At 72.1% G+C, this 21,383-nt stretch carries 26 protein-coding genes; 12 read left to right on the top strand and 14 right to left on the bottom strand.

The genetic code is table 11. The annotated features are described in order from the left end of the window. Positions 1–129: 129 nt before the first annotated feature. From J4709_RS01105 to J4709_RS01095, 3 genes are all read right to left on the bottom strand, one after another. Positions 130–732 carry a DJ-1/PfpI family protein gene (locus J4709_RS01105; protein WP_208235820.1) on the bottom strand — a complete coding sequence of 201 codons (603 nt, stop codon included), beginning with the start codon at positions 730–732 and terminating at the stop codon, positions 130–132. Continuing rightward, positions 729–1,679, bottom strand: a complete 951-nt coding sequence (locus J4709_RS01100; protein WP_208235818.1) for a GlxA family transcriptional regulator — start codon at positions 1,677–1,679, stop codon at positions 729–731. Before J4709_RS01100 ends, J4709_RS01105 begins: the two co-directional genes overlap by 4 nt. Positions 1,680–1,747: 68 nt before the next feature. Then, positions 1,748–3,085 (bottom strand): LCP family protein, encoded by a 1,338-nt coding sequence (locus J4709_RS01095; protein WP_208235816.1) that lies wholly within the window; start codon positions 3,083–3,085, stop codon positions 1,748–1,750. A 226-nt stretch (positions 3,086–3,311) separates the two neighbouring features. Between J4709_RS01095 and J4709_RS01090 the strand changes: the two genes are divergently transcribed. After that, positions 3,312–3,542 carry a hypothetical protein gene (locus J4709_RS01090; RefSeq protein ID WP_208235814.1) on the top strand — a complete coding sequence of 77 codons (231 nt, stop codon included), beginning with the start codon at positions 3,312–3,314 and terminating at the stop codon, positions 3,540–3,542. Positions 3,543–3,559: 17 nt separating this feature from the next. On the opposite strand, the gene J4709_RS01085 is transcribed toward J4709_RS01090, so the two are convergent. Next, the gene (locus J4709_RS01085; protein WP_208235812.1) at positions 3,560–4,018 is read right to left on the bottom strand and encodes an ATP-binding protein; all 459 of its coding nucleotides are present in this window, start codon (positions 4,016–4,018) and stop codon (positions 3,560–3,562) included. A 95-nt stretch (positions 4,019–4,113) separates the two neighbouring features. Here J4709_RS01085 and J4709_RS01080 point away from each other — a divergent pair, with 95 nt between their 5' ends. After that, on the top strand, positions 4,114–4,908 hold the full coding sequence (locus tag J4709_RS01080) for an aminoglycoside phosphotransferase family protein (RefSeq protein WP_208235810.1): 795 nt from the start codon (positions 4,114–4,116) through the stop codon (positions 4,906–4,908). An 8-nt stretch (positions 4,909–4,916) separates the two neighbouring features. Here J4709_RS01080 and J4709_RS01075 read toward each other — a convergent pair whose 3' ends face one another. Both J4709_RS01075 and J4709_RS01070 read right to left on the bottom strand, forming a co-directional pair. Further along, entirely contained in the window at positions 4,917–5,750 is an 834-nt protein-coding gene (locus J4709_RS01075) for a phosphoribosylaminoimidazolesuccinocarboxamide synthase (protein ID WP_208235808.1), read from the bottom strand. Positions 5,751–5,854: 104 nt separating this feature from the next. Beyond that, positions 5,855–6,328, bottom strand: a complete 474-nt coding sequence (locus J4709_RS01070; RefSeq protein WP_208235806.1) for a helix-turn-helix domain-containing protein — start codon at positions 6,326–6,328, stop codon at positions 5,855–5,857. Positions 6,329–6,459: 131 nt separating this feature from the next. Between J4709_RS01070 and J4709_RS01065 the strand changes: the two genes are divergently transcribed. Beyond that, positions 6,460–7,209, top strand: a complete 750-nt coding sequence (locus J4709_RS01065) for a dienelactone hydrolase family protein (protein ID WP_208235804.1) — start codon at positions 6,460–6,462, stop codon at positions 7,207–7,209. A gap of 27 nt (positions 7,210–7,236) precedes the next feature. Here J4709_RS01065 and J4709_RS01060 read toward each other — a convergent pair whose 3' ends face one another. From J4709_RS01060 to J4709_RS01045, 4 genes are all read right to left on the bottom strand, one after another. Beyond that, positions 7,237–7,821 carry a Uma2 family endonuclease gene (locus J4709_RS01060; RefSeq protein WP_232382769.1) on the bottom strand — a complete coding sequence of 195 codons (585 nt, stop codon included), beginning with the start codon at positions 7,819–7,821 and terminating at the stop codon, positions 7,237–7,239. An 87-nt stretch (positions 7,822–7,908) separates the two neighbouring features. Continuing rightward, complete coding sequence (locus J4709_RS01055) at positions 7,909–8,751, bottom strand: SGNH/GDSL hydrolase family protein (protein ID WP_307800848.1); 843 nt, start codon at positions 8,749–8,751, stop codon at positions 7,909–7,911. A gap of 95 nt (positions 8,752–8,846) precedes the next feature. Further along, positions 8,847–9,932: a winged helix DNA-binding domain-containing protein gene (locus tag J4709_RS01050; protein WP_208235800.1), complete on the bottom strand. Its 1,086-nt coding sequence runs from the start codon at positions 9,930–9,932 to the stop codon at positions 8,847–8,849. 27 nt (positions 9,933–9,959) lie between these two features. Further along, positions 9,960–10,802 (bottom strand): NAD(P)H-binding protein, encoded by an 843-nt coding sequence (locus J4709_RS01045; RefSeq protein ID WP_208235798.1) that lies wholly within the window; start codon positions 10,800–10,802, stop codon positions 9,960–9,962. A gap of 114 nt (positions 10,803–10,916) precedes the next feature. Between J4709_RS01045 and J4709_RS01040 the strand changes: the two genes are divergently transcribed. From J4709_RS01040 to J4709_RS01025, 4 genes are all read left to right on the top strand, one after another. Then, a complete protein-coding gene (locus tag J4709_RS01040; RefSeq protein WP_208235796.1) occupies positions 10,917–11,891 on the top strand; it encodes a helix-turn-helix transcriptional regulator in 975 nt (324 codons plus the stop codon). 99 nt (positions 11,892–11,990) lie between these two features. Continuing rightward, positions 11,991–12,566, top strand: coding sequence for an RNA polymerase sigma factor (locus J4709_RS01035; RefSeq protein WP_208235794.1), 576 nt, complete (start codon positions 11,991–11,993; stop codon positions 12,564–12,566). After that, positions 12,559–13,512, top strand: coding sequence for a CU044_5270 family protein (locus J4709_RS01030; protein ID WP_208235792.1), 954 nt, complete (start codon positions 12,559–12,561; stop codon positions 13,510–13,512). The genes J4709_RS01035 and J4709_RS01030 overlap by 8 nt, the downstream gene beginning before the upstream one ends. Positions 13,513–13,640: 128 nt before the next feature. Further along, positions 13,641–14,183, top strand: coding sequence for a hypothetical protein (locus J4709_RS01025; RefSeq protein WP_208235790.1), 543 nt, complete (start codon positions 13,641–13,643; stop codon positions 14,181–14,183). A 79-nt stretch (positions 14,184–14,262) separates the two neighbouring features. Here J4709_RS01025 and J4709_RS01020 read toward each other — a convergent pair whose 3' ends face one another. From J4709_RS01020 to J4709_RS01010, 3 genes are read right to left on the bottom strand one after another with little or no spacing between them, the layout of a single operon-like run. Then, positions 14,263–14,439, bottom strand: coding sequence for a DUF397 domain-containing protein (locus J4709_RS01020; RefSeq protein ID WP_372442030.1), 177 nt, complete (start codon positions 14,437–14,439; stop codon positions 14,263–14,265). 27 nt (positions 14,440–14,466) lie between these two features. Beyond that, positions 14,467–14,649, bottom strand: coding sequence for a DUF397 domain-containing protein (locus tag J4709_RS01015; protein ID WP_208235788.1), 183 nt, complete (start codon positions 14,647–14,649; stop codon positions 14,467–14,469). Beyond that, positions 14,640–15,440, bottom strand: coding sequence for a helix-turn-helix domain-containing protein (locus tag J4709_RS01010; protein ID WP_208235786.1), 801 nt, complete (start codon positions 15,438–15,440; stop codon positions 14,640–14,642). The genes J4709_RS01015 and J4709_RS01010 overlap by 10 nt, the downstream gene beginning before the upstream one ends. A 183-nt stretch (positions 15,441–15,623) precedes the next feature. Between J4709_RS01010 and J4709_RS01005 the strand changes: the two genes are divergently transcribed. Together J4709_RS01005 and J4709_RS01000 are read left to right on the top strand one after the other, a co-directional pair. After that, entirely contained in the window at positions 15,624–16,004 is a 381-nt protein-coding gene (locus J4709_RS01005) for an ATP-binding protein (protein WP_208235784.1), read from the top strand. A gap of 308 nt (positions 16,005–16,312) precedes the next feature. After that, the gene (locus J4709_RS01000) at positions 16,313–17,419 is read left to right on the top strand and encodes a methyltransferase domain-containing protein (protein ID WP_307800847.1); all 1,107 of its coding nucleotides are present in this window, start codon (positions 16,313–16,315) and stop codon (positions 17,417–17,419) included. A 12-nt stretch (positions 17,420–17,431) separates the two neighbouring features. Here J4709_RS01000 and J4709_RS00995 read toward each other — a convergent pair whose 3' ends face one another. Further along, positions 17,432–18,220: an alpha/beta fold hydrolase gene (locus J4709_RS00995; RefSeq protein WP_208235782.1), complete on the bottom strand. Its 789-nt coding sequence runs from the start codon at positions 18,218–18,220 to the stop codon at positions 17,432–17,434. Between the two features lie 179 nt (positions 18,221–18,399). Between J4709_RS00995 and J4709_RS00990 the strand changes: the two genes are divergently transcribed. From J4709_RS00990 to J4709_RS00980, 3 genes are all read left to right on the top strand, one after another. After that, entirely contained in the window at positions 18,400–19,170 is a 771-nt protein-coding gene (locus J4709_RS00990; protein WP_208235780.1) for a helix-turn-helix domain-containing protein, read from the top strand. A gap of 46 nt (positions 19,171–19,216) precedes the next feature. Beyond that, complete coding sequence (locus J4709_RS00985; protein WP_208235778.1) at positions 19,217–19,648, top strand: hypothetical protein; 432 nt, start codon at positions 19,217–19,219, stop codon at positions 19,646–19,648. A gap of 220 nt (positions 19,649–19,868) precedes the next feature. Beyond that, on the top strand, positions 19,869–21,377 hold the full coding sequence (locus tag J4709_RS00980; protein ID WP_208235776.1) for a right-handed parallel beta-helix repeat-containing protein: 1,509 nt from the start codon (positions 19,869–19,871) through the stop codon (positions 21,375–21,377). Positions 21,378–21,383 lie beyond the last annotated feature (6 nt).

Genomic DNA, 21,383 nt, shown 5'->3' with positions numbered 1-21,383 from the left:
CACCGGTATGGCGGAATGTTCGATCCCGATTCGGGGCCGGCGCCCCGCTCGGAGCGGCTCGTCACCCCGCCTGAGGCGGTGTTTCGGTCCTGCCCCGAGCGGATCTTCGGCTCTGCCTAGAGCGGGCGCCTAGAGCGGCTCGTCGGCCATGTACGGCGGGGCGGGCTCGTACTGGATGTAGCGGCGCACCGCGCGCGCGTGGTCGCGCCCGTGGATGCGCCCTACGAGCCATAGCGCCATGTCGATACCGGCCGACACGCCTTGGCTCGTGACCAGGTTGCCGTCCACGACGTAGCGCGCCTCCCGCACGACCGTCACGTCACCGCGCGCCTCAAGGTCGTCCTCGGACGCCCAGTGCGTCGCGACCCTGCGCCCCTTGGCCGGACCCGCCTCGTGCAGGAGGAACGAGCCCGTGCACACGCTCGTCACCCAGTCGGCCCGCTCGGCGGTCTTCGCGATCCAGCCCGTCAGCGCCGCGTTCCCGATCTGCGTCTCGCGCGCGCCGCGCCCGCCCGGCGCCAGCAGGACGTCCAGCTCCGGATGGTCGCCGAACGTCCGGTCCGGCACGACCCGCAGGCCCTTGGCGCAGCGCACCGGCGCGGACCCTTCGGCGACCAGCACCGCCTGGTCACCCTCGTCGCGCAGCATCGCCGAAGCCGTGAACACCTCCCACGGCCCCACGAAGTCCAGCTCCTCGGCGTCCTCGAACACCAGCAGCCCGTAGGTCGTCATGCGTACTCCCTCGTCCCTCGGAATCGGTCCCGGTAGTCGGACGGCGCCACGCCGACCCGCCGGTGGAACGCGCGCCGCAGCGTCTCGCCCGTGCCGAACCCGAGCCGCCGCGCCAGCGTCTCGACGGGCTCGTCACCCCCGGCCAGCGCGCGCTGCGCCGCCTCGATCCGCACCCGCTCCACGTACACCGACGGCGGCACCCCCATCTCGGCGGTGAACCGGCGCTGCAGGTGCCGCGGGCTCAGCCCCGAGCATCCGGCCAGGTCGGCGACGCTGTGCCGGGCGCCCGGGTCGGTCTGCACGGCCGTCACCGCGACGCGGATCGGGTCGGACGCCGGCTGCGCCGACCACAGCGGCACGCTGAACTGCGACTGACCGCCCGGCCGCCGCAGGAACATCACCAGCTCCCGCGCGACCGCGTGCGCGGCCTCCCGGCCGTGGTCGTCCTCGACCAGCGCGAGCGCGAGGTCCATGCCCGCGGTGACGCCCGCGGACGTCCAGACCCGCCCGTCCCGGATGAAGATCGGGTCGCAGTCGACGCGCAGCGCCGGGTACTCGGCCCGCAGCTGCGCCTCCCGGCCCCAGTGGCTCGTGACGCGCCGCCCGTCGAGCAGCCCCGCCTCGGCGAGCAGGACCACCCCGCTGCAGACCGCCGCGACGCGCCGCGCGTCCCGCGCCGCGTCCGTCACCCAGCGGACCAGCGCCGGATCGTCGCGCGCCCGGTCGACGCCGGTCCCGCCCGCCACGAGGACGGTGTCGAACCCGTCCGGCGGCAGGTCGCCGACGCCGTGGGACGCGACGACGGGCAGCCCGCTGCTGGACGTGACCGGGCCCGCCTGCGGCCCGACGACCAGGCACTCGTACCGCCCGGTCGCCTGCAGGACCTCGTACGGCCCGGTCAGGTCCAGCCCCTGGAACCCGTCATAGATCACGAACGCGACGCGCATGGCTCCAGGCTGCGGCCCGGCCGGTCATGGCGTCAACGACACGTACCCCACAGATCGCGCCGTACGGGTCACGCCACCTTCTCGCATACCGCGTCGCTCGCCCGGCTCTCGCCCTGCTGCAGCGGGATCGACGTGCCCTTCACCCCCTCGAACCGGGTGCCGATCACCAGGTCGACCACGCCCGGCGCCTCCTTCGCGCGCGGCGCCGCCCGTCCCGCCGAGACGAGCGCGGCGAGCGCGTCCGCCTGCGGCCGCGCGCCCGACCCGTACCGGACGAACGTGGCCGCCGACCGGCGGCCGAGGTTCCCCACCCCGGCGATCTTCCAGCCGCGGTTCCGCAGCTCGTCCGCGACCTGCCGGGCGCCGCCGTCCAGCCCGGACGCGTTGTAGATCCGCACCGTGCCGGGCGGGGCCTTCGGCGCCTTCGCCGGCTCCGGGACCGTCCGGTCGTCGCGCAGCGCGGCGAAGAACGCGTTCGCCGCCGGCTGGACGAGCTGGACCCGGTTCTTGTTGAGCGCGTAGGGGCCCGACGGCACCGTCGCGAACCGCAGCTTCCCGGCGCTGAGGTCCCGCATTCCCTGCGCGAGGTCCAGCATTCTCGCGACGGTCAGCTGCTTGTCGGTCGTCAGCGACTTCGCCGTGGCGGTCAGCAGCCCGTTCAGCCGGCCGGGATCGGTGAGCACGCCGCCGCTCATCGCCCGCTTCGCCATCGCGCCGAAGAAATGCTGCTGCCGCCGGATGCGCTGGGTGTCCGAGCCGTCGCCGAAACCGTGCCGGCTCCGCACGTACGCGAGCGCCTGCTCGCCTTTCAGCAGATGCCGGCCTTTCGTCAGGCGCAGCCCCGTGTTCTTGTCGTACACGTCACCGGTCACGCACACCGGGACGCCGCCGAGTTCCGTCGTGATGCTCTTGAAGCCCACGAAGTCGACCTGCACGAAATGGTCGATGTGGATGTGCGTGAACTGCTCGATCGTCTTCACCGTGCACGTCGGCCCGGCGAGCGCCATCGCCTCGTTCAGCATCGCGACCGGCTTTCCCGGCGATTTCGACCCGTCCGTGCGCGTGCACGGCGGGATCGGCACCATCAGGTCGCGCGGGAAGCTGACGCCCATCGCCTGCCCGCCGCCCGGCGACAGGTGCAGCATCAGCATCGTGTCGGAGGCGGGCGGCTTGTCCCGCAGCCCGCGGCCGTACCGGGCGTTCGCGCCCGCCCGCGTGTCCGACCCGAGGACCACGATGTTCTGCGCGTCGTTCAGCTTCTTCGGCCGGTTCTTGCCGAGCAGCTTGTCGACGTCCTCGTGATGGACGGCGCTCTGCAGCCTCCAGTAGTACCCGTACGCCGACAGGCTCCCCAGCACGAGGAGTCCCGCCGCGGCGATGGCCGCCCACGCCAGTCTCTTCTTCATCCCGAACCTCCAGGCGCGTTCGGAACGTCTCTCCGCACGCGCCCTTCTGGGTTCACGGCCCGCCGGAAAAAAGAGGGTTGACACGACTGCCGGGCTCAGGCATGATCACCGGCATGGAGCTTTGATATCCCACGGTCGAGCCGCCCGCATCTGATCGGGCCCGCTCCCGCCCTCCGCGCCGAAGGCGAAATTCCGCGAATACTCTCACTGGTTCACGCATGCCCGCGTGACCGGTTTCTTCGCCATGCCTCCGGCCTTTTCCTCACCCTTTCACGGCTGCACCACGACTCTGCCCGGAGGTGGTTTCTTTATGCGCGCCAACAACCCGGATAACAACCCCGTCCCGCCCAAGAAGAAGGCCAGGAAGGGCAAGCCCGACTTCAGGTCGGCGTCGTTCGCGAACAACCGCCGCAACGCCGGCCGGGCGCCCACCCGGCAGTTCAACCGGGGTCGCTGACGGCCCCGGCCCCCGCATCACCGTTCCCGGTCCCGGACCCACGCGTCCGGGGCCGGGAACTCCGCCCACACCACCGTCCGCGTCCCGTCCGCCCGGTACCCCCAGCGCGCGGCGAGGCTCTGCACGATCCGCATCCCGCGTCCCGTCTCGGCCCCGGGATCGTCCTTCACGTAGGGCCGCGCTCCGGACGCCCCGTCGTCGGCGACCTCCAGCCGCACCGCTCCGGGCACGGCCGCGACGACCACCGTCACCAGCCCGCCTTCCAGCCCCGACGCCGTGTGCGTCACCGCGTTCGCGACGGTCTCGCTCACCGCGAGCACCACGTCGTCCAGGCCCGGCAGGCCGTCCAGGACGTCCCGGACGAACCTCCGCGCGGTCGCCACCGACCTGCGCGCCCCCGGCAGCGTGACCGAGCCGAGCACCGCGCCCGCGCCGCCGCCGGGCCCGGTGGTTCCGAGCACGTCCTCAACGTCCATGCAGACGGCCCCCTCGCTCCGCAGAAGCAGCCCGTCACCGGCAAGTACGTCCCCGGCCCCGCCGCACGTTCAGCGCGCGCGGCTACGCTCCCGGCATGGCGACCACCCACGGCGTCGAGATCGGCGCGGCGACCGTCACCAAGCGGTACCGCTCCTGGGACATGGCGCAACCCGAGCGCGAGTGGCGGGCGCTGACCCTGCTGGCCGAGCACGCGCCCGGCCTCGCCCCCGAACCGCTGCGCGATGGGACCGCCGAGTCCCCGCCGGCCGTCACCATGTCGCGGCTGCCCGGCGAGCCGCTCTCGGCTCCGCTCACCGGCGCGCAGCTCGCGGCGCTCGTCGAGGCGATGTCGGTCTCCCAGACCGCGATACCGGCCGCGACCCTGGCGGCACTGCCGTCGCGGCTCCTGCATCCCCTGGACGCCCTGAAGAACCTCCGCGCCTGGTCAGAGCGGGTTCTGCCGCCGTCGGACGCGCTCGCCGCCCAAGCCCTCGGCGCCGCCCGCGACTGGCTCCGCCGCCCGGGCCGCGACACCGTCTTCGCCGCCGAACCGCCGCCCGTCTTCGGGACCGGCGACGGCAATCTCGCCAACTTCCTGTGGGACGGGACGCGCGTCCGGCTGGTCGACTTCGAGTTCTCCGGACGCGGCGACCGCGCGTACGAACTCGCCGAGGTCGCCGAGCACGTCTCCGCGAAGGGCGTGCTCGACCCCGGCGTGCTGCTCGGCTGCTTCGAACTGACCCCGTCCGAGCGGGCCCGGCTCCCCGAATGCCGGCGGCTCCTGGCCCTCTTCTGGCTCCTGGCCCTCCTGTCGGACGACCCGGACCATCCGCGCAACCCGCCCGGAACCCTCGTCCACCAGGCCGGACACCTGCTGACCCTGCTCTGAGTCCCCCGTCAGGACTGCCAGGTACGGCCCGTCAGGCGCTCGTACACCTCGATGTAGCGGGCCCGGGTGGCGTCCACGACGTCCTGCGGGATGGCCGGGCCGGGCGGGGTGCGGTCCCAGTCCAGGGTGCTGCTCCAGTCGCGCACGTACTGCTTGTCGTACGAGCGCTGCGCGCGGCCCGGCTCCCACTCGTCCGCCGGCCAGAACCGGGACGAGTCGGACGTCAGCACCTCGTCGGCGAGGACGAGCGTCCCGTCGGCGGCGCGCCCGAACTCCAGCTTGGTGTCCGCGATGATGATGCCGCGCTCCGCCGCGATCTCGGCGCCCCGCTTGTAGACCTCCAGCGTGACGTCCTTCAGCCGCGCGGCGGTGTCCGCGCCGATCTCCGCGACGACGTCGTCGTAGGTGATGAACTCGTCGTGCCCCTCGGACGCCTTCGTCGTCGGCGTGAAGATCGGCTCGGGCAGCCTCGACGCCTCGGCCAGCCCGTCCGGCAGCGCGATCCCGGAGACGGTGCCGCCCTTCTCGTACTCCTTCAGGCCGAGCCCGGCGAGGTAGCCGCGCGCGATCCACTCGACGGGCAGCATCGTCAGCCGCCGGCACCGGATCGCCCGGCCCGCCCACTCGTCCGGCACCTGCGTCGCCGAGATCACGTGGTTCGGGACGACGTCCGCGAGCTGCTCGAACCACCACAGCGACAGCTGCGTGAGGATCTTCCCCTTGTCGGGGACCAGCGTCGGCAGGACGACGTCGTACACGCTCACCCTGTCCGACGCGACGAGGATCAGGTCGTCCCCGTCCGCGTAGACGTCCCGGACCTTCCCCGAGTGCAGCAGCTCCACGCCGTCCCCCTCAACTCCCGCTCACCAGTGCTCCCGCCAATGATCCCAGCCCTCCTCACCCGGGCGAGCAGCGGCACCGGCCCCCGCCGGGGTCCGGGCGCGGTTCATCTCCGCCGTGCCCTCGGCCCGGCGGCGAGCCCGGCGGCGAGCCCGGCGGCGAACAGGCGGGCGGCGAGCGGGTTGGCGGCCGGCACGCCGAACATGTCGTCGATGACCAGCGCCGGGACCCGGTCCATCAGGTCCAGCATGCGCCGCAGCTCCGGCGGCGCCCCGGCGGCCGCCGCCCCCGGCGCGGCGCGGCGCGGCGGCCGCGCCAGTGCGTCCAGGTGGGCGCGCTCGATGTCGGTGAGGCCGAGCACCCGCGCGATGGCGTCCAGCACGGCGTCCGACGGCCGGGTCGCCCGGCCCTGCTCCAGCCGCTGGTAGTACTCGACGCTGACCCCGGCGAGGTGCGCGAGCTCCTCGCGGCGCAGCCCCGGGACCCGCCGCCGGGACCCGGCCGGCAGGCCGACGCTCTGGGGCGTGACGCGGGCGCGCCGCATCCGCAGGAACGCCCCCAGCTCGTCCCGGTCTCCCATTGCCGCCAGTATGCCCGCCGGCCGCGGCCGGAAGGTGGCCCTGCCTGTACCCGTATGTCGGCGGCCTGGATGGCGTCGCGGGGCCCGTGGAGCCTCTGCGGTGGACGCACCCGATGAGAAGGAGAACGCACATGTGCCATTCGACCGGCGGCCGGCCGCCCGCTTCACCCGTGGTCACCGGGGACGTCGCCGAGCACGGACGCCTGAAGATCACCGCCGCGGACGGCAACCGCCTGTCCGCCTACCGGGCCGTCCCGGCGGTCCCGAACGGGCGGAACCTGGTCGTGCTCCCGGACATCCGCGGCCTGCACCCGTTCTACGAGGCGCTCGCGATGAGGTTCGCCGAGGCCGGCTTCCACACCATCGTGACCGACTACTACGGGCGCAGCGCAGACCCCGCGCCCCGCGACGAGTCGTTCGACCCGATGGCGCACCTGCCGCTGCTGGAGGACCGGCACGTCGACGCCGACACCGCAGCCGCCGCCGCACGGCTGCGCGCCGAGCACCCGGGGCCCGTCTTCACCGTCGGCTTCTGCCTGGGCGGGGGCCACTCGTGGCGGCAGGCGGCCACCGGCCTGGGCCTGGCGGGCGCGGTCGGCTTCTACGGGCCGCCGCGCTTCTTCGGCGATGCGACCGCCGCGCTGTCCGCGCCGCTGCTGATGCTGCTGGCCGGCGACGACGCCGCCACCCCGCCGGCCGAGTTCGACAAGCTCACGTCGGGCTTCGACGCGGCCGGGAAGGCGTACGAGAAGCACGTCTACGACGGCGCCCCGCATTCCTTCTTCGACCGGGACTCCGGCGAGTGGGAGGAGGCGTGCGCCGACGCGTGGCACCGCGTCCTCGACTTCACCGCCCGCCACGCCCGAAACGCGACGGCATGACGTCCTCGCCTCGCGGCGGCGCGGGCGTCAGCGCTCGCGGACGCCCTTGAGGTCGATGTCGAGGCCGAACGGCACGCCGGTGGTGATCCGGTCGTGGTGCACGCCCGTCGCGACGTACCCGCCGGTGGCGTCGTCCAACTCGTAGGTGTAGACGGCGAACGCCGGTGCGGTCTGGTCGGTCTCCGCTCGCCAGTAGTGCCGGACTCCGGCCTCCGCGTAAAGGGCCGGCTGGGTCCGCCGGTCCTTACGCTTGGTGGAGGGCGACACCACCTCGGCGACGAGGCCGACCAGCGCGGCCGGGATGGGGCGTTCGTAGACGTCGTGCTCGGCGGAGTACACGACGATGCCGGGGGCGATCTCGACCGCTTCCGCCTCGTCGTCGTCGAGGAGGACGTCCACGTCGGTGTCGACCTGCCACGCGTCGGGAGCGGCTTCCTCGATCCGGTTCGCCAGGCGCCTCGCAATGCGCTGGTGAATCGGGCGGGGGCGCGGGTTCACGACGAGTTCTCCATGGACGAGGCTCACGCGTACCGGCAGATCCTCCGGCAGCGCCTCGTATTCTGCCCGAGTCCACGTGTCACCGGACGGCAACGGAAGAGTCAGCGCGTACATGGCTCGTGGCGCCTCCGGTCGAGGTCGGTGCAGGTATTCAGCAGACTACCTTCGGCGCCCTGCACGGGTCCGTGGTCCGGTGCGGGGTCAGGTCACGGTGTGGAGGAAGGCGGCGGCTATGTGGCGGTAGCCGGTGGCGTTGGCGTGGCCGTCGCCTCGGGTGCACTGGGACGTCCAGGCGCAGATGCGCGCGACGTTCAGCGGGACGGTGCCGTACGGGGGCAGCGCGACCTCGGTCGAGAAGTCGTGGGCGGCGAACGCCGCGCTGACGTCGGCGACCTTGAACCCGCCGACCAGGGCGGCCGCGCGCTGGACGCCGTTGAACGCGTCGAGCAGCGGCACCGAGGCGATCGCCGTGGCCCGGTCGCCCTTCACCCAGGAGGCCAAGCCCGGGTCGTAGTAGGTCATCGAGGCGTAGACCGGGGCGTCGCCGCCCGCGGCCCGCAGCCCGGCGGTGATCTGCGGCAACTCGGTGAGGAGGCTCCCGACGCCCTTCACGCCGCAGGCCAGGTCGCCGTCCAGCATGCATCCGACGTCGTTGACGCCGATGCTCAAGGTGACGTACCGGACCCGGCCGCGGTGCCGCTCGAGGAAGTCGAGGGCGGCGTTCATCTGGGAACCGGCGGCGTACGAGCAGATGCCGCCCTTGAGCATGGTGGTGGTCGTCTCGCCGGGGCATCCCAGTTTCACCAGCCGCAGGCCGGGCCGATGCGCTTTCAGGGCGGCGTGCAGGTCGTCGGTGTAGCCCTCGTCGGTCGGCCCCCGGCCCGCCTGGACGCCCACCGCGCCCGAGTCGCCCAGCGCCAGGTAGTACGTCGCCGGCGCGTCCGCACGGGCCGGGGCGCCGAGGCACCAGACGGCCGCCATCGCGGTGAGCGCCGCCGTGACCAGCGCCTTCGTCCGGCGCCGCAGGGAGTCGTGTTCGCGCACGCCCCGATCCTGGACGGACCGGCGCGGCGGCGCCAGAGCCTCGGGTGACATTAAACAGACGTCAATGTCCATATGAGTGAGTAGTCCGTCGGACGTCACCAGGTGATGTCGTGGGTGATGCCGGGGGCGGCGAAGTGCAGAAGGCGGTGGCCTTCGGCTTCGACGTCCGCGCGCTCGGTGGTGGTCAGGGGCCGGAACGGGTCGATCTCCAGGGTCGCCGGCGCCTTGTCCCGATGGAGCTTCCAGGCGCCCGCGACCTGGCCGTCCACCAGAAGGGCGGCGCGCATCCCGTTGCGGGTCCCGATCCGCTTCCGGTTCTCGTCGGAGATCACGCGGGTGCGGTCGGCGTGGGACGCCAGCAGGTTTTCGTATTCGGGCAGGAAGCGGACCGGCGCGCGGACGTCGGAGCCGGGGCGCGGCGCGTCCGGCAGGTCGAACAGCTCGGTCCCGCCCTCGTCCCGGAAGACCGCCAGCCGCGGCCGCAGTTCTTCGAGGACGGGACGCAGCCGGGTCCGGCCGGCCCAGGTCTGCAGGTCGGCGGCCGAGGCCGGGCCGAACGCGGCGAGGTAGCGCAGCACGATGCGGCCGGCGTCGGCGCCGGCGTCGGGTTCGGCTCCGGTCCAGCCGGCGGCCGTCGCGTACCGGGTGGTGCCGCCGGCGCCCCAGACGGCGCGCGGCGGCACCTGCACCAGCGGCACCAGGTTGCGCACGACGGTGGCGAGGGCGCGGGGCTCGCGGTCGGGCCACTGCTCGCGCAGCGCCGCCCCGAGCTCCTTGGGGGTGAGGTGCCGCGCGCCGAGCAGCGCCCGGCCCGCCTCCGCCACGGCCGCGCGGTCCAGCCCGGCCAGGTCCTTCTTGAACGCGGTGTCCAGCTCGCGGTCGAGCGCGGGCTGCGCCCATGGCCGCAGCGCGCGGTAGTCCGCCGCGGTGACCAGGTGGACGGTGCTGCGCATCAGCGCGATCCGGACCAGGCGGCGCCCGGTCAGCGCGTCCGCGAGGCCGGCGGTGCCGAAGTCCCGCAGCCTGCTCCAGAGCCCGAAGTACGGCGCGTACGGCGCCTGCGCCTGCATGCCGACCAGCCCGGTGACCGCCTCCTCGATGGTCGCGCCGGTCCGTTCCAGCAGCCACTGCCGGGCCAGCAGGGCCCGTCCGAGCTCGCGTCGCGTCAGTACCCGTGCCACCGTGCCGTCCTTCCCCTGCCCCGCCGCTCAGCCGCCGAAGTCGGCCCGGTGATCCGCGACCCACCGGGCGTAGGTGCGCGCGGGGTGTCCGGTGATGCGCTCGACATTGTCGTTGACGGGTGCCGGTCCGTCCGCCGCCCGCGCCATGAGGCCGAACAGCGCCGCCAGGAAATCGGGGTCCATGAACCGGCTCATCTGCTCCAGCGCCGGCTCCGGGGGCAGGTCCTCGACGGTCAGCGGGCGCCCCAGCGCCGCACCGAGGACGCCGACCTGCTGCGCCTGGGTCAGCGACTCGGGGCCGGTCAGGTCGTGGACGCGCCCCGCGTGCCCGCCGCCGGTCAGGATCCGCGCGGCCGCCTCGGCGACGTCCCGCTCGTGCACGGCGCTGAAGGCCGCCCCGGCGTACGGCATGCGGACGACGTCGCCGCCCTGGAGCTGCATCGCGAAGGTCAGCGAGTTGATGGCGGGGAAGAGCAGCCGCAGGAACGTCCACTCGATCCCGGACTCCTCGATGGCCCGCTCGACGCCGCGGTGGTACTCGGCGATCACGTCGGGCTGCCGCGCGGCGCCGGGGACGATCGCCCCCGAGGACAGGAACACCAGCCGCCGGACCCCGGCCCGGCCCGCGGCCTCCAGCAGCGGGCCGGCGTCCATCCCGTACGGCAGGACGAGGAAGGCGGCCTCGACGCCGTCCAGCACGGCCGGCAGCGTCTCGGGCTCGGTCAGATCTCCCTGGACGACCTCGGCCTGCGGCGGCAGCCCGGCCCGCTCCGGGGCGCGGGTCAGCGCCCGGACCGGCGCGCCCGCGGCGACCAGCTCCTCCACCGCCTGGCGTCCGAAGTGGGCCGTGGCACCGATGACGAGAAACATGAGCGTGCTCCCTTTACCTGAGTCCCCGGAACGGGCTCTGCCGTTCGCCGTGGTCACCAACATAGGAGGCAATTAGGCAAGGTTCGTTCCTCTTCACCTGGCAGACTCCGGAGCATGTTGGAGACCTCGGCGCGGTTGCTGCGCCTGCTCTCGCTGCTCCAGACGCCCCGCGAGTGGACCGGCACCGAACTGGCCGAACGGCTGTCGGTCACCACCCGCACCGTCCGCAACGACGTGGAGCGCCTGCGCGACCTCGGCTATCCGGTGCACGGCCGGCGGGGCGCCGCGGGCGGCTACCGGCTCGGCGCCGGGGCCGCGCTGCCGCCGCTGCTGCTCGACGACGAGGAGGCGGTCGCCGTGGCGATCGGGCTCCGCACCGCCGCCGGCGGCACGATCACCGGGGTCGAGGAGACCTCGCTCCGCGCCCTGGCCAAGCTGGAGCAGGTGCTGCCGGCCCGGCTCCGCCGCCGGGTCGGCGCCCTCCAGGAGTACGCCGTCGCGGTGCCCCGGGACGACCCGGGCCCGCGGGTCGACGCCGACACGCTGAGCGTCCTCGCCGCGGCGAGCCGCGACCGCGAGCGCGTGCGGTTCGACTACCGCAGCCACGACGGGTCCGAGAGCCGGCGCGACGTGGAACCGTACCGGCTGGTCAACTGGGGACGGCGGTGGTACCTCGTCGGGTTCGACGTCGAGCGGGCCGGCTGGCGGACCTTCCGGGTGGACCGGCTCCGTCCGCGCACCCCGGCGGGGCCCCGGTTCGCCCCCCGCGAGCCGCCCGAGGACGCCGTCGACCAGGTCCGCCGGGGCGCGTCGTCGGCGGCCTGGCGGTACCGGGCCCGCGTCGTCGTGCACGCGCCCGCCGAACGGCTCGCCGAGCGGATCAACGCCGCCATCGGCACCGTCACGCCGATCGACGACGCCAGCTGCCTGCTCGACACCGGCGCGGGCAGCGTCGAGGCGCTCGTCGTCCACCTCGGCCTGCTCGGCGTGGACTTCACCGTGACGGAGCCCGCGGAGCTCGTCGAACTCGTGCGCGCGTTCGCCGGCCGCTTCCACCGGGCCACCGAACCGCACCCGGAGACCGCCTGACGCACCGTCCCGCGACGGAAGACGGAACCGGGGTTCGGCGAAGGATGGGTGATCGTTGGCCGAACACTCGAAGGGCTTGCGCAATGACAGGACAGGTACGTGACCACCGGGTTGGGTGAGTCGCCGACCGACCTCGACATCGCCGCCGGGTTCCGGCGGGATCCGGAGCGGTTCACCGAGGTGCACGACCGCTACTTCCGGGACGTCTACCGCTACGTCGCCGGCCGCCTGGACCCCCAGACGGCGGAGGACATCGCCGCCGAGACGTTCTGCCGCGCGTTCGGGCAGCGCGACAGGTTCGACCCCGAGCGGGGCGCCCTGCGCGCCTGGCTGTTCGGGATCGCCACGAACCTCGTCGGGCAGCACCGGCGCAAGGAGGCGCGCCGCTACCGGGCGATGGCGCGGACCGGCGGCGACGTCCCCGCGGCCGGCAGCCACGAGGACCGCGTCGTCACCGCGGTCGCCGCCCGCCGCCTGCGGCCCCAGCTGGCCAAAGCGCTCGCCGCGCTGTCCCCCGGCGAACGCGACGTGGTGCTCCTCATCGCGCTGGCCGACCTCACGTACGAGGAGGTCGCGGAGGCGCTCGGAATCTCCCGGGGCACGGTCGGCTCCCGCCTCTCCCGCGCCCGTAAGAAACTGCACGATGTGATCCCGCCGGAGGCGTTCCATGGATGACCTGAAGCTGCTCGGCACCGCGCTTGCCGGGCCCGACCCGTCCGCCGACGCCGTCGACCGCAGCCGGCACCGGCTCCAAAACACGATGCGGGGCGGCGGCCCCGCCAAGCCCCGGCGGGCACGGCGCTGGATCATGGCCGGAGCCGGGCTCACCGCGGCGGCGGCAGCGGCGGCCATCGTCGTCTCCGACCTGTCCGCACCGGACTCCCCCGCCAAGAAGACCACCAGGAAGGAGCAGGTCCTCACCGGACCGCAGGTCATGCTCGCGGCGGCGACCACCGCGGAGGCGAAGCCCGCCACCTCGGGCACGTACTGGCACATCAAGACCATCCAGCGGCTCGGCAAGGTCACCGACACCGGCGAGACGTGGTTCGCGCGCGACGGCCGCACCTGGCTCAGCGCCGCGCCCGGCCTGGTCAGCCGCGTCGGGAAGCGGTCGGTGCTCCGAGAGGCCGATCTGGGCATCGACGATTTCCAGCGGCTGCCGACCGACCCGGCCCGGCTCAAGGCCGCGCTGCTCAAGAGCTCCACGACCCCGGCAGCCGCCCGCGAGCAGCCGCAGCTCTCCACCATCAACCTGCTCCAGGCGGTCCTCTCAGAGACGCCCGCCCCGCCGAAGGTCCGCGCCGCGGCCTTCCGCGCGCTCGCCGGGATGCCCCACATCGACAACCTCGGCAAGACTGCGGACGGCTATCGCCTCAAGATCACCTACATGAGCGACGACGGCACCCGGGCCGACGGCACCGAGACCATCGTCGTCGACCCGAAGAGCACCCAGTTGCGCGTCGAAGGATGGGCCGGATTCGGAGACGGCGACCTGCCCGTCGGCCCCTCGCAGACGACGTCCGGCTGGACGAACGACCTGCCGGGCCGGCTCGTCCCCTGGAGCGCCCAGGAGCCCTACATCAAGAAGCAGAACGAGCAGCTCAAGGCGCAGCACCACTGACCAGCACCAACCCGGTCTCCCTCGGCGCACTCCCCGGCCGAGGGAGACCGGCCGCCGCTCCGGCCGTCCCAATGCGGCCGCGTCTCCACACTGCGCCCCGGCCCGATACGTGCTTAATCTAAAACTTTGTGATCATCATTGACGGCCTCGTGTACCTCGTGCTGCTGGGCGTCTTCGCCATGGGGCTGTTCGGCCTCGTGAGCGGCATACGCGACCACGACGGCACGGTCGCCGGCGGAGTGATCATGATGCTCGCCGCCGTGGGCATCGGCTGGGCGATGACCTACGTGGTGAAACAGCACCACGAGCTCATGACCAGCGAGGTCAGCGCCTCTCAAGCGGTGAGGTGCACCGCCACGATCCTCAGAACGCGGGACGCCCGCTCGACGATCAATGGCGACCGCGTCTACCGCTTCCACGTGCGCGTCCAGACGCCCGGCAAGGCCCCCTACGAGACCGACAGCACGTCCGCGGTGTCGTCCATGGTCGCCGGAGCGATCGGCGCGGGCCGCACCGGCTACGCGTGCCGGGCCGACCGCCACCACCCCAAGAACGTGCAACTCCTCTGGAACCACCCGACACCCACACCCCCGCCGGGCACACCGAAAACGCCGCCGCCCCACCCCGCCGCCCCCACGAAAGCCGCCACCTACAGCCTGCGACTGCGTTGACTTGCGGCGTGTCGTCCTTAAGACGCCGCTCATAAGGCCGACACGCCGCAAGTCAACGCACCCAGCCGCCGCCCGGCGACTACCGCTTGATGCCGGTCAGGAAGGACGTGAACGCGCGCCGTCCGAACACCAGCTTCGGCCCGTCCGGGTCCTTGCTGTCTCGGACGGCTACCGTCCCAGGCACCGACGCAAGCTCCACGCAGTCGCCGCCATTGGACGTGGTGTAACTCGACTTCCGCCAAACGACCTTGGCCATGTTCACCATGCTCACGTCCACACAGCGCTAGCGCTTGACGCGTTCCAGGAACGCCGCGAAGTCGTGTCGGTCGAAGACCAGCTTGGGGCCGTCGGGGTCCTTGCTGTCACGGATGGCCACCGACCGGGACACCGATGCGAGTTCGACACACGCGCCGCCGTTGTTGGTGCTCATGCTGCTCTTGCGCCACAGAACGCTGGTCAAGTCCATCTCTCCTCAATCGCCTTACGCATCAGCCTGACCGAATCCTTCATCGAGAAGGCGCTGGCTCGGAGGGACACGAGAGATTCAGAAAGCTTTGCCATATCGCCCGCACTCGCCATGGTCATGCCACGAAGGGCCGTCTCCACATAAGCCACCTCACTCCGATCCCACAGCGTCGCGAGTATGAACGACCCCGACAAGCCATCGTGCACCTCTGACGGAACGATCTGGACCGTGAGTCGTTTTCCTATGGAAGCGATCAGATGTTCCAGCTGCCTCCGCATGACCTCGGAGCCACCCACTTCACGGTACAGGACGCTTTCGTCCAGGAGAACAGCGAGATTCGGAGGCTGAGGGCTCTCTTGACTCAGAATGCTCTGCCGGCCCATGCGCGCTTCTACCGCCGCCTCGTCGCCCAGTAGGGCCATCGCATACTCGGGCGTTTGCAGGAGGCCGTGAACCACTGAGAGTTCAAAGGCTTGAAGCATCGCGGCGTCGCGTTCGATGGCGGGCCAGTCGAACCAGGTGGGGTAGGCGGCGTCCTGGACGAGGTCCTTCCAAAGCCGGGCGAGGCACCCATCAGCGCCGACCAGCTCGTCCAGCTGCTGCGCGAACTCCTCGGTGCAGCGGGTCTTGCCCACCTCGATCTGCCCGATGTACGAGCCGCTGACGGGGAAGCGCTCGCCGAGGCGGTCCTGGCTGAGCTTCATCCGCTCGCGGTAGTAGCGCACCTGGTTCCCGAACGCGATGAGCGTCGGGCTGATGGCCTGCGAGTTGTGGCGAGCCTTCCGGACCATGTCGCATCCTCCCGCAACCGTGCCGCGCCGCCCGGCAAGTGGTGGCGAGCGACCGCCAACCTCGACAGGCGTGATTACGCGAATGAACTCTTCTTGTCACGCAGAGTGTTGCTCATGCGGTTCTCTGGTGCCTGCCGAATCCGAAATCTGCCAGGGAGGGTGGGCGCTATGTCCCTGAATGCCATGACACCGGAAGTGCCGACGCTCGTGTTGGAGGCGGGTGATCAGGCGCCAGGGCTGGCGCGGCGGTTCCTTGCGGAATGGTTCCGCGAATGGGGGGCCGGCGACGACTACGTCGGACGCGTCCTGGTGAGCGAGCTGGTCACGAATTCGTGCGTGCACGGCGAGGGGCCGGTCGTGGTGCGGGTGTTCCGGGACGAGCGGGACGGCGCGGCCGTGATCGAGGTGTGGGACGGCGGGGACGGGCGGCCGGTGGTGTGCGCGGAGGATCTCCAGGCCACGTCCGGGCGCGGCGTCTTCCTGGTCTCGGAGCTGGCGCTCTCGTGGGGGACGCGCCCGCTGGTGGAAGGCGGAAAGGTCACGTGGGTGAAATGCGTCCTGTAAGGGGCCGTGGTCTTCGAGGCCGGGCGGCTCGCGGAGCGCGGACTTTCCGACGGGCGCGTTCGGTACGGGGCGAGGTTCTGCTCTCCCGTGGCGGCTCGGAAGGGCGAGTGGAGGCGGTTGGGGCTCTTCTGACCTGTCGGTTGTTCCCGACACGGTGAAAACGGCGTTCCGGTGAGGGCCGGGGCCATACAAGGAGGTAAAGCGATGGGGAAGCACGACAATACCGGCGACACGCATCGTCCGAGGCAGCCGATTCCGCCGGACAAGAAGGACGACGACAACACCGGTGGCGGCGGGAAGAGGGGAAAGTGACGACCTCCGAACTCGTCCGGCTCCTGCGGGAGAGCGGTGACCTGCGCAGTCCTGAGTGGGAGCGGGCGATGTACGCGGTGCCGCGTCATCTGTTCGTTCCGGATCGCGCATGGTGTGTTCCTGATGGGGCGGGGGCGCCCTACAGGATCGATCGGTTCGCCGACCCGGAGCGGTGGAGGGAGGCCGCCTATGCCGACGTCGCGATCGTCACGCAGGTGGACGACGGAGCTGGGGATCCGGCGTCCGGTGAAGGGGCGTCGACGTCGTCGCTGTCGGCGCCCGGGGCGGTGGTGAGCTTCCTCGAACTGCTCGCGCCTCGCGATCACGACCGCGTGCTGGAGATCGGCACGGGGACGGGGTGGACGGCGGCCCTGCTGTCGTCCAGGCTCGGCGACCGGCGGGTGACGTCCGTCGAGGTGGACGATCGGGTCGCGGAAAGGGCGGCGGTGAACCTGCGGGAGGCGGGGTTCGCACCGGGCCTGGTGGTCGGCGACGGGGAGAAGGGTGTTCCCGAGCGGGCGCCGTTCGACCGGGTCCATGTGACGTGCGGGGTCACCGTCCTGCCGTTGAGCTGGATCGAGCAGACGCGGCCGGGCGGGGTGGTCCTTTTCCCGTGGATGCCGTCGTTCGGGGACGGGCGCAAGGCGCGGCTCACGGTCACCGGCGACGGCCGCGCGATCGGGCGGTTCCACGGCCCGGCCGACTACATGATGCTGCGGTCGCAGCGCAGCCCCGGGTTCGGCGATCTCGAACGGGACGGCGAGGAGACGCGGACGCGGCTGGACCCGCGGACGGTGGCCGGGGCGGACATCGCGATCGCCGGGATGCTGCCTGACGTGCTCGGCGCCGAGCGGGTCGTCCAAGGGCTGACGTGCCTGGTGCTCGCGGACGAGGCGGGAACGTCGTGGGCGCGGTGTTCGCACCGGGCGGGCGCGGACGATTTCCCGGTCGTTCAGGGCGGTGAGCGGCGGTTGTGGGACGAGGTCGAGGCCGCGTACCTGCGCTGGGTCGGGTGGGGATGTCCTGGACGCGACCGGTTCGGCCTGGTCGTGGGCTCGGAGGGGCAGCGGGTCTGGCTCGACCGTCCGTCCAACACGATGTGAGAGCGCCGGGTTTCACGAACGGGCGTTGGTGAAGCGGTCGATCTGGGTTGCGAGCGCGCCCGGGGCTTCGAGTGGTGACAGGTGGCCGGTGTCGTCGATGACCGTCATGTGCGCGTCCGGGATGAAGGGCAGGAGGTTGGCCTCCAGTGATGCGGGCGGGTCGACCCGGTCGTGCTGCCCGGCCAGCACATGGACCGGGACGTCGATGGCGCCGGCGGCGGCGGTGGTGATGTCCGCGGTGATGCCGTGGCGCGGCCAGGCGAGCCGGGCGTCGTCGCTTGCGGCGAGGCTGTCGGTCAGCACCTGTTCGCGCAGGTCGGCGGGCAGGGGCCCGTGAGTGAGGACGTGCTGGAGCGCGTCGCCGACCGTCGCGCGGCTGTCGTAGGCGTGGGCCAGTGCGTCCGCCGCTTGGGCGTCGACGGCCGGACGGGGCGGGGCCGGGGCGACGAGGACGAGCCCGGCCAGGCCGTCGGGCCTCCGCGACGCCGCCAGTTGAGCGACCTTCCCGCCCATCGAGTGCCCGACGAGCACGTAGTTACTGAGGCCGAGGCCGCGAACCACGTCCAGCACGTCGTCGGCGAGCTGCTCGATCCCGTACGGCCCGGGGAGGTCGCGCGCCGCACCCCAGCCGCGGTGGTCGTAGGAAACGACGGTGCCGCCCGAGGCGAGACGGTCGATCACCGGCGCGAAGGTGTGGCGGGAACCGCCCCAGTAGTGCAGGAACACCAGTGCGGCCGGCTCTCCGTCTCGCACCCACACCGGCAGCGGGCCGCCCTGGACGCTCACATATCGCATGTCCATCCGGACTCTCCTTTCGTCTGCTTCGACGCTAGGTTCGGGGCGTCGCCGCTCACCAGGTAAGCTCCGGCCTGTCTATGGTGAAAAACGGTCAGCAAGCCGCCATCCGATCGCTGCGCTACGAGGCGGACGACATCCCCGGCGGCGGCGTCGAGGTGACCACGTTCCCTCGGCTTCGGTCCATGCCGGCAGGCAGCGCGCATCCCCCGATGCAGCGGGCGGATTTCCACGTGCTCGCGATCATCGACGCAGGGCATGGGACGGTCACGGTGGATTTCGTCCACCACCGCCTTGAGCCCGGCATGATCGTCTGGATCCGTCCGGGCCGCGTGCACCGGTGGGACGACATCGCCGGCGTGGACGGGACGCTCGTGCTGTTCCGGCCCGAGTCCGTGCCGCAGGGCTCGCCGGGCGCCGCCCCCTTCGTCCCGGTGAGCTGGCGGCAGCCCGCGCGGCAGGGGCTGGTCCGGCTCGCCGCCGACCATTTGCGCCGCGAGTACGACGCGTCCCGCGCCCATGCGATGCCCGGCAGCACCGCGATACTGCACGCCCTTCTGGAAGTCCTTTTGCTCCGCGCCGGCGAGTGCGCGCCCCCGCCACCCACGGGACGCGACGCATTCACCGCCTATGCGGCGGCCGTCGAAACCCATTTCGCCGTTTCACGGGAGGTCGCCTGGTACGCCCGCCGATTGGGCTACTCCCCGCGCACCCTCACCCGGGCGACGCAGGACGTGACGGGCCGCAGCGCCAAGCAGTTCCTCGACGACCGGGTGGTGCTGGAGGCCAAGAGGCTGCTCGCCCACACCGGCATCACCGTCGCCGAATGCGCCCGGCGGACGGGATTCGACGACCCGGCCAACTTCTCCAAGTTCTTCCGCGCCCGCACCGCCCTCACCCCCGGCGCATTCGCGGCACGAACACGAACACCGGCGGACGATCCGGCGTCGAATTAGGGCAGCTCCACATGAGGGGGTACCGGTGGACGGTGCGTTGCTGTTCGTGATCGGCCTGGTCAACCGGGCGGTGTTCGCGGTCACCCGAGGACGGGTCGTCCTCTACCGCTTCGGCGGTGGAATGCCGGGCGTGATGGTCGGACTCGCGCCCGACGGCAAGCCCGACATCATCACCGCATTCCGTGACGGCGACGACCACGTCCTGGTCGCGGACGGCGGAGACGGCGGCGCGCTGGTGGAGTCGTTGCGTTCCGCGACGTCCGCAAGAATCGAAGTCGGCGGTCGCTGGTATCCCGTCGCGATCGTCATGATCGAACGCGAGAGCGAAAGGGAACGCCTGCGGAAGCGGATGTTCGCGCAGGCGTCCATTCACGAGCGGTACGAGGCGAAGCGGCGCGGCGCGGTTCCCGTGGCGCGGCTGACCCCGCAGGGAACGCCGGCACCGAAACCCTCCGACGAGGCTTTCAGCGGCATCTGACCGCACTGGCGGGTCGGCGACGATTCCGGACGGTAACCGGAGTAACCGTTTCCGTCTTCATCAGAGGTGTTCTCCTCGCATGTCCCGCAGACCGTGTCCGACAAGGAGCAGGGCTGTGCTCGCCTGCATGCTGGCGGCCGCGGTGGGGGTGGGCGGCTGCGGGAGCCATGACGGTCACCGGTCGCCCTCTTCGCCCGTCAACGCGGCCGGGGCGGCGCCTGTGGGTTCGACGGCGTACCCCGTCCCCGTCGGCGCCCTGTTCGTGGCCCCTTCGGGGGACGACAACGCGGCCGGCACCGTCCGGGAGCCGTTGCGCACGCTCGGCGCCGCCGTGGCGAAGGCGCCCGTCCTGGGCACCATCGTTCTGCGAGGCGGCACCTACCACGAGAGCGTCAAGGTCCCCGCGGGACGCAAGCTGACCATCCAGTCGGCGTCGCACGAGGCCGTGTGGCTCGACGGCAGTTCACCGGTCACCGGATGGCGTCAGGACAACGGCGCCTGGGTCCACGACGGCTGGACCGCCCGGTTCGACGCGAGCCCGACCTACACATCGGGTGCCGCTCCCAGCGATGACCCGGACTTCCGGTTCGTCTCGCCGGACCATCCGATGGCGGCGCACCCCGACCAGCTCTGGATCGACGGCTCGCCGCAGACCCAGGTCGCCTCGCGGGCCGAGGTCCGGCCCGGCACGTTCTACGTCGATGAAGCCGCCCAGCGCCTCTACCTGGGCGGCGACCCGCGCGGCCATGACGTCCGCGCGAGCACGCTCGGGCATGCGCTCGTCCTGCGGGCGGGACGGTCGACCCTGCGCGGGATCGGTATCCGCCGGTACGCCACCTCGCTTCCCGAACTGGGCAGCCTGCGGATCAGCGGCCCGAACGTGACGGTGGAGAACGTGGTCGTCGACGGCTCGGCGACGGCCGGCCTCAGCGTGAACGGCCCGGGCGCCCGGATCCGCCACGTCACCGCGTCCGGCAACGGGATGCTCGGGGTGCTCGGCCACAACGCCGACGACCTGCGCCTGGAGTCGGTGCGCACCGACCACAACAACCTGGAGCACTTCAAGTACGCACCGGTCTCGGGCGGCATCAAGATCACCCAGTCCCGGCGGGTGGCACTGGTCGCCAGCGTCGCCGCCGACAACCTCGGCAAGGGCGTCTGGCTGGACGAGTCGGTCTACGACGCCACGCTCACCGACGACCGGATCCTGCGCAACGCCAGCCACGGCGTCGCCCTGGAGCTGAGCGCCAAGGCCGTCGTCACGCGCAGCGTCATCAGCGGCAACGGCGACGACGGCCTCAAGGTGAACAACACCTCGGACGTGCGGATCGAGGGGAACACCCTGGCCGGAAACGGGCGCACGATCGACCTCGCCCAGGACCCGCGCAGCCCGGACCGTCCCGGCGCGATCGGCCTCGACCCGCGGCACGCCGGCGACCCGGCGATGACCTGGCGGATCGAGAAGATCACCGTCCGCGGGAACACGCTCGCCACGCCACGGCCCGGCACGCCCTGCCTGCTGTGCGTGGCCCGCGTCGCCCGCAAGGGCCCCGCCGGGGCGGCGGAGATCACGCTCGACGGGAACCTCTACCGGCGGTCCGACTCCTCCACGCCACACTCGCTCATCGTCTGGACGGACCAGGACGGCGTGACATCGCGGTTCCCCGACCTCGCCCGGTTCCGCTCCGCCACCGGCCAGGAGAAACACGGCCGGCTCGACAACACCTGAGAGAGC

The sequence above is a fragment of the Actinomadura violacea genome (genome assembly GCF_017573465.1).
GTDB lineage: Bacteria > Actinomycetota > Actinomycetes > Streptosporangiales > Streptosporangiaceae > Spirillospora > Spirillospora violacea.
The sequence above is the reverse complement of the archived record's forward strand: the minus strand, read 5'-3'. Positions and strand labels throughout refer to the sequence as shown.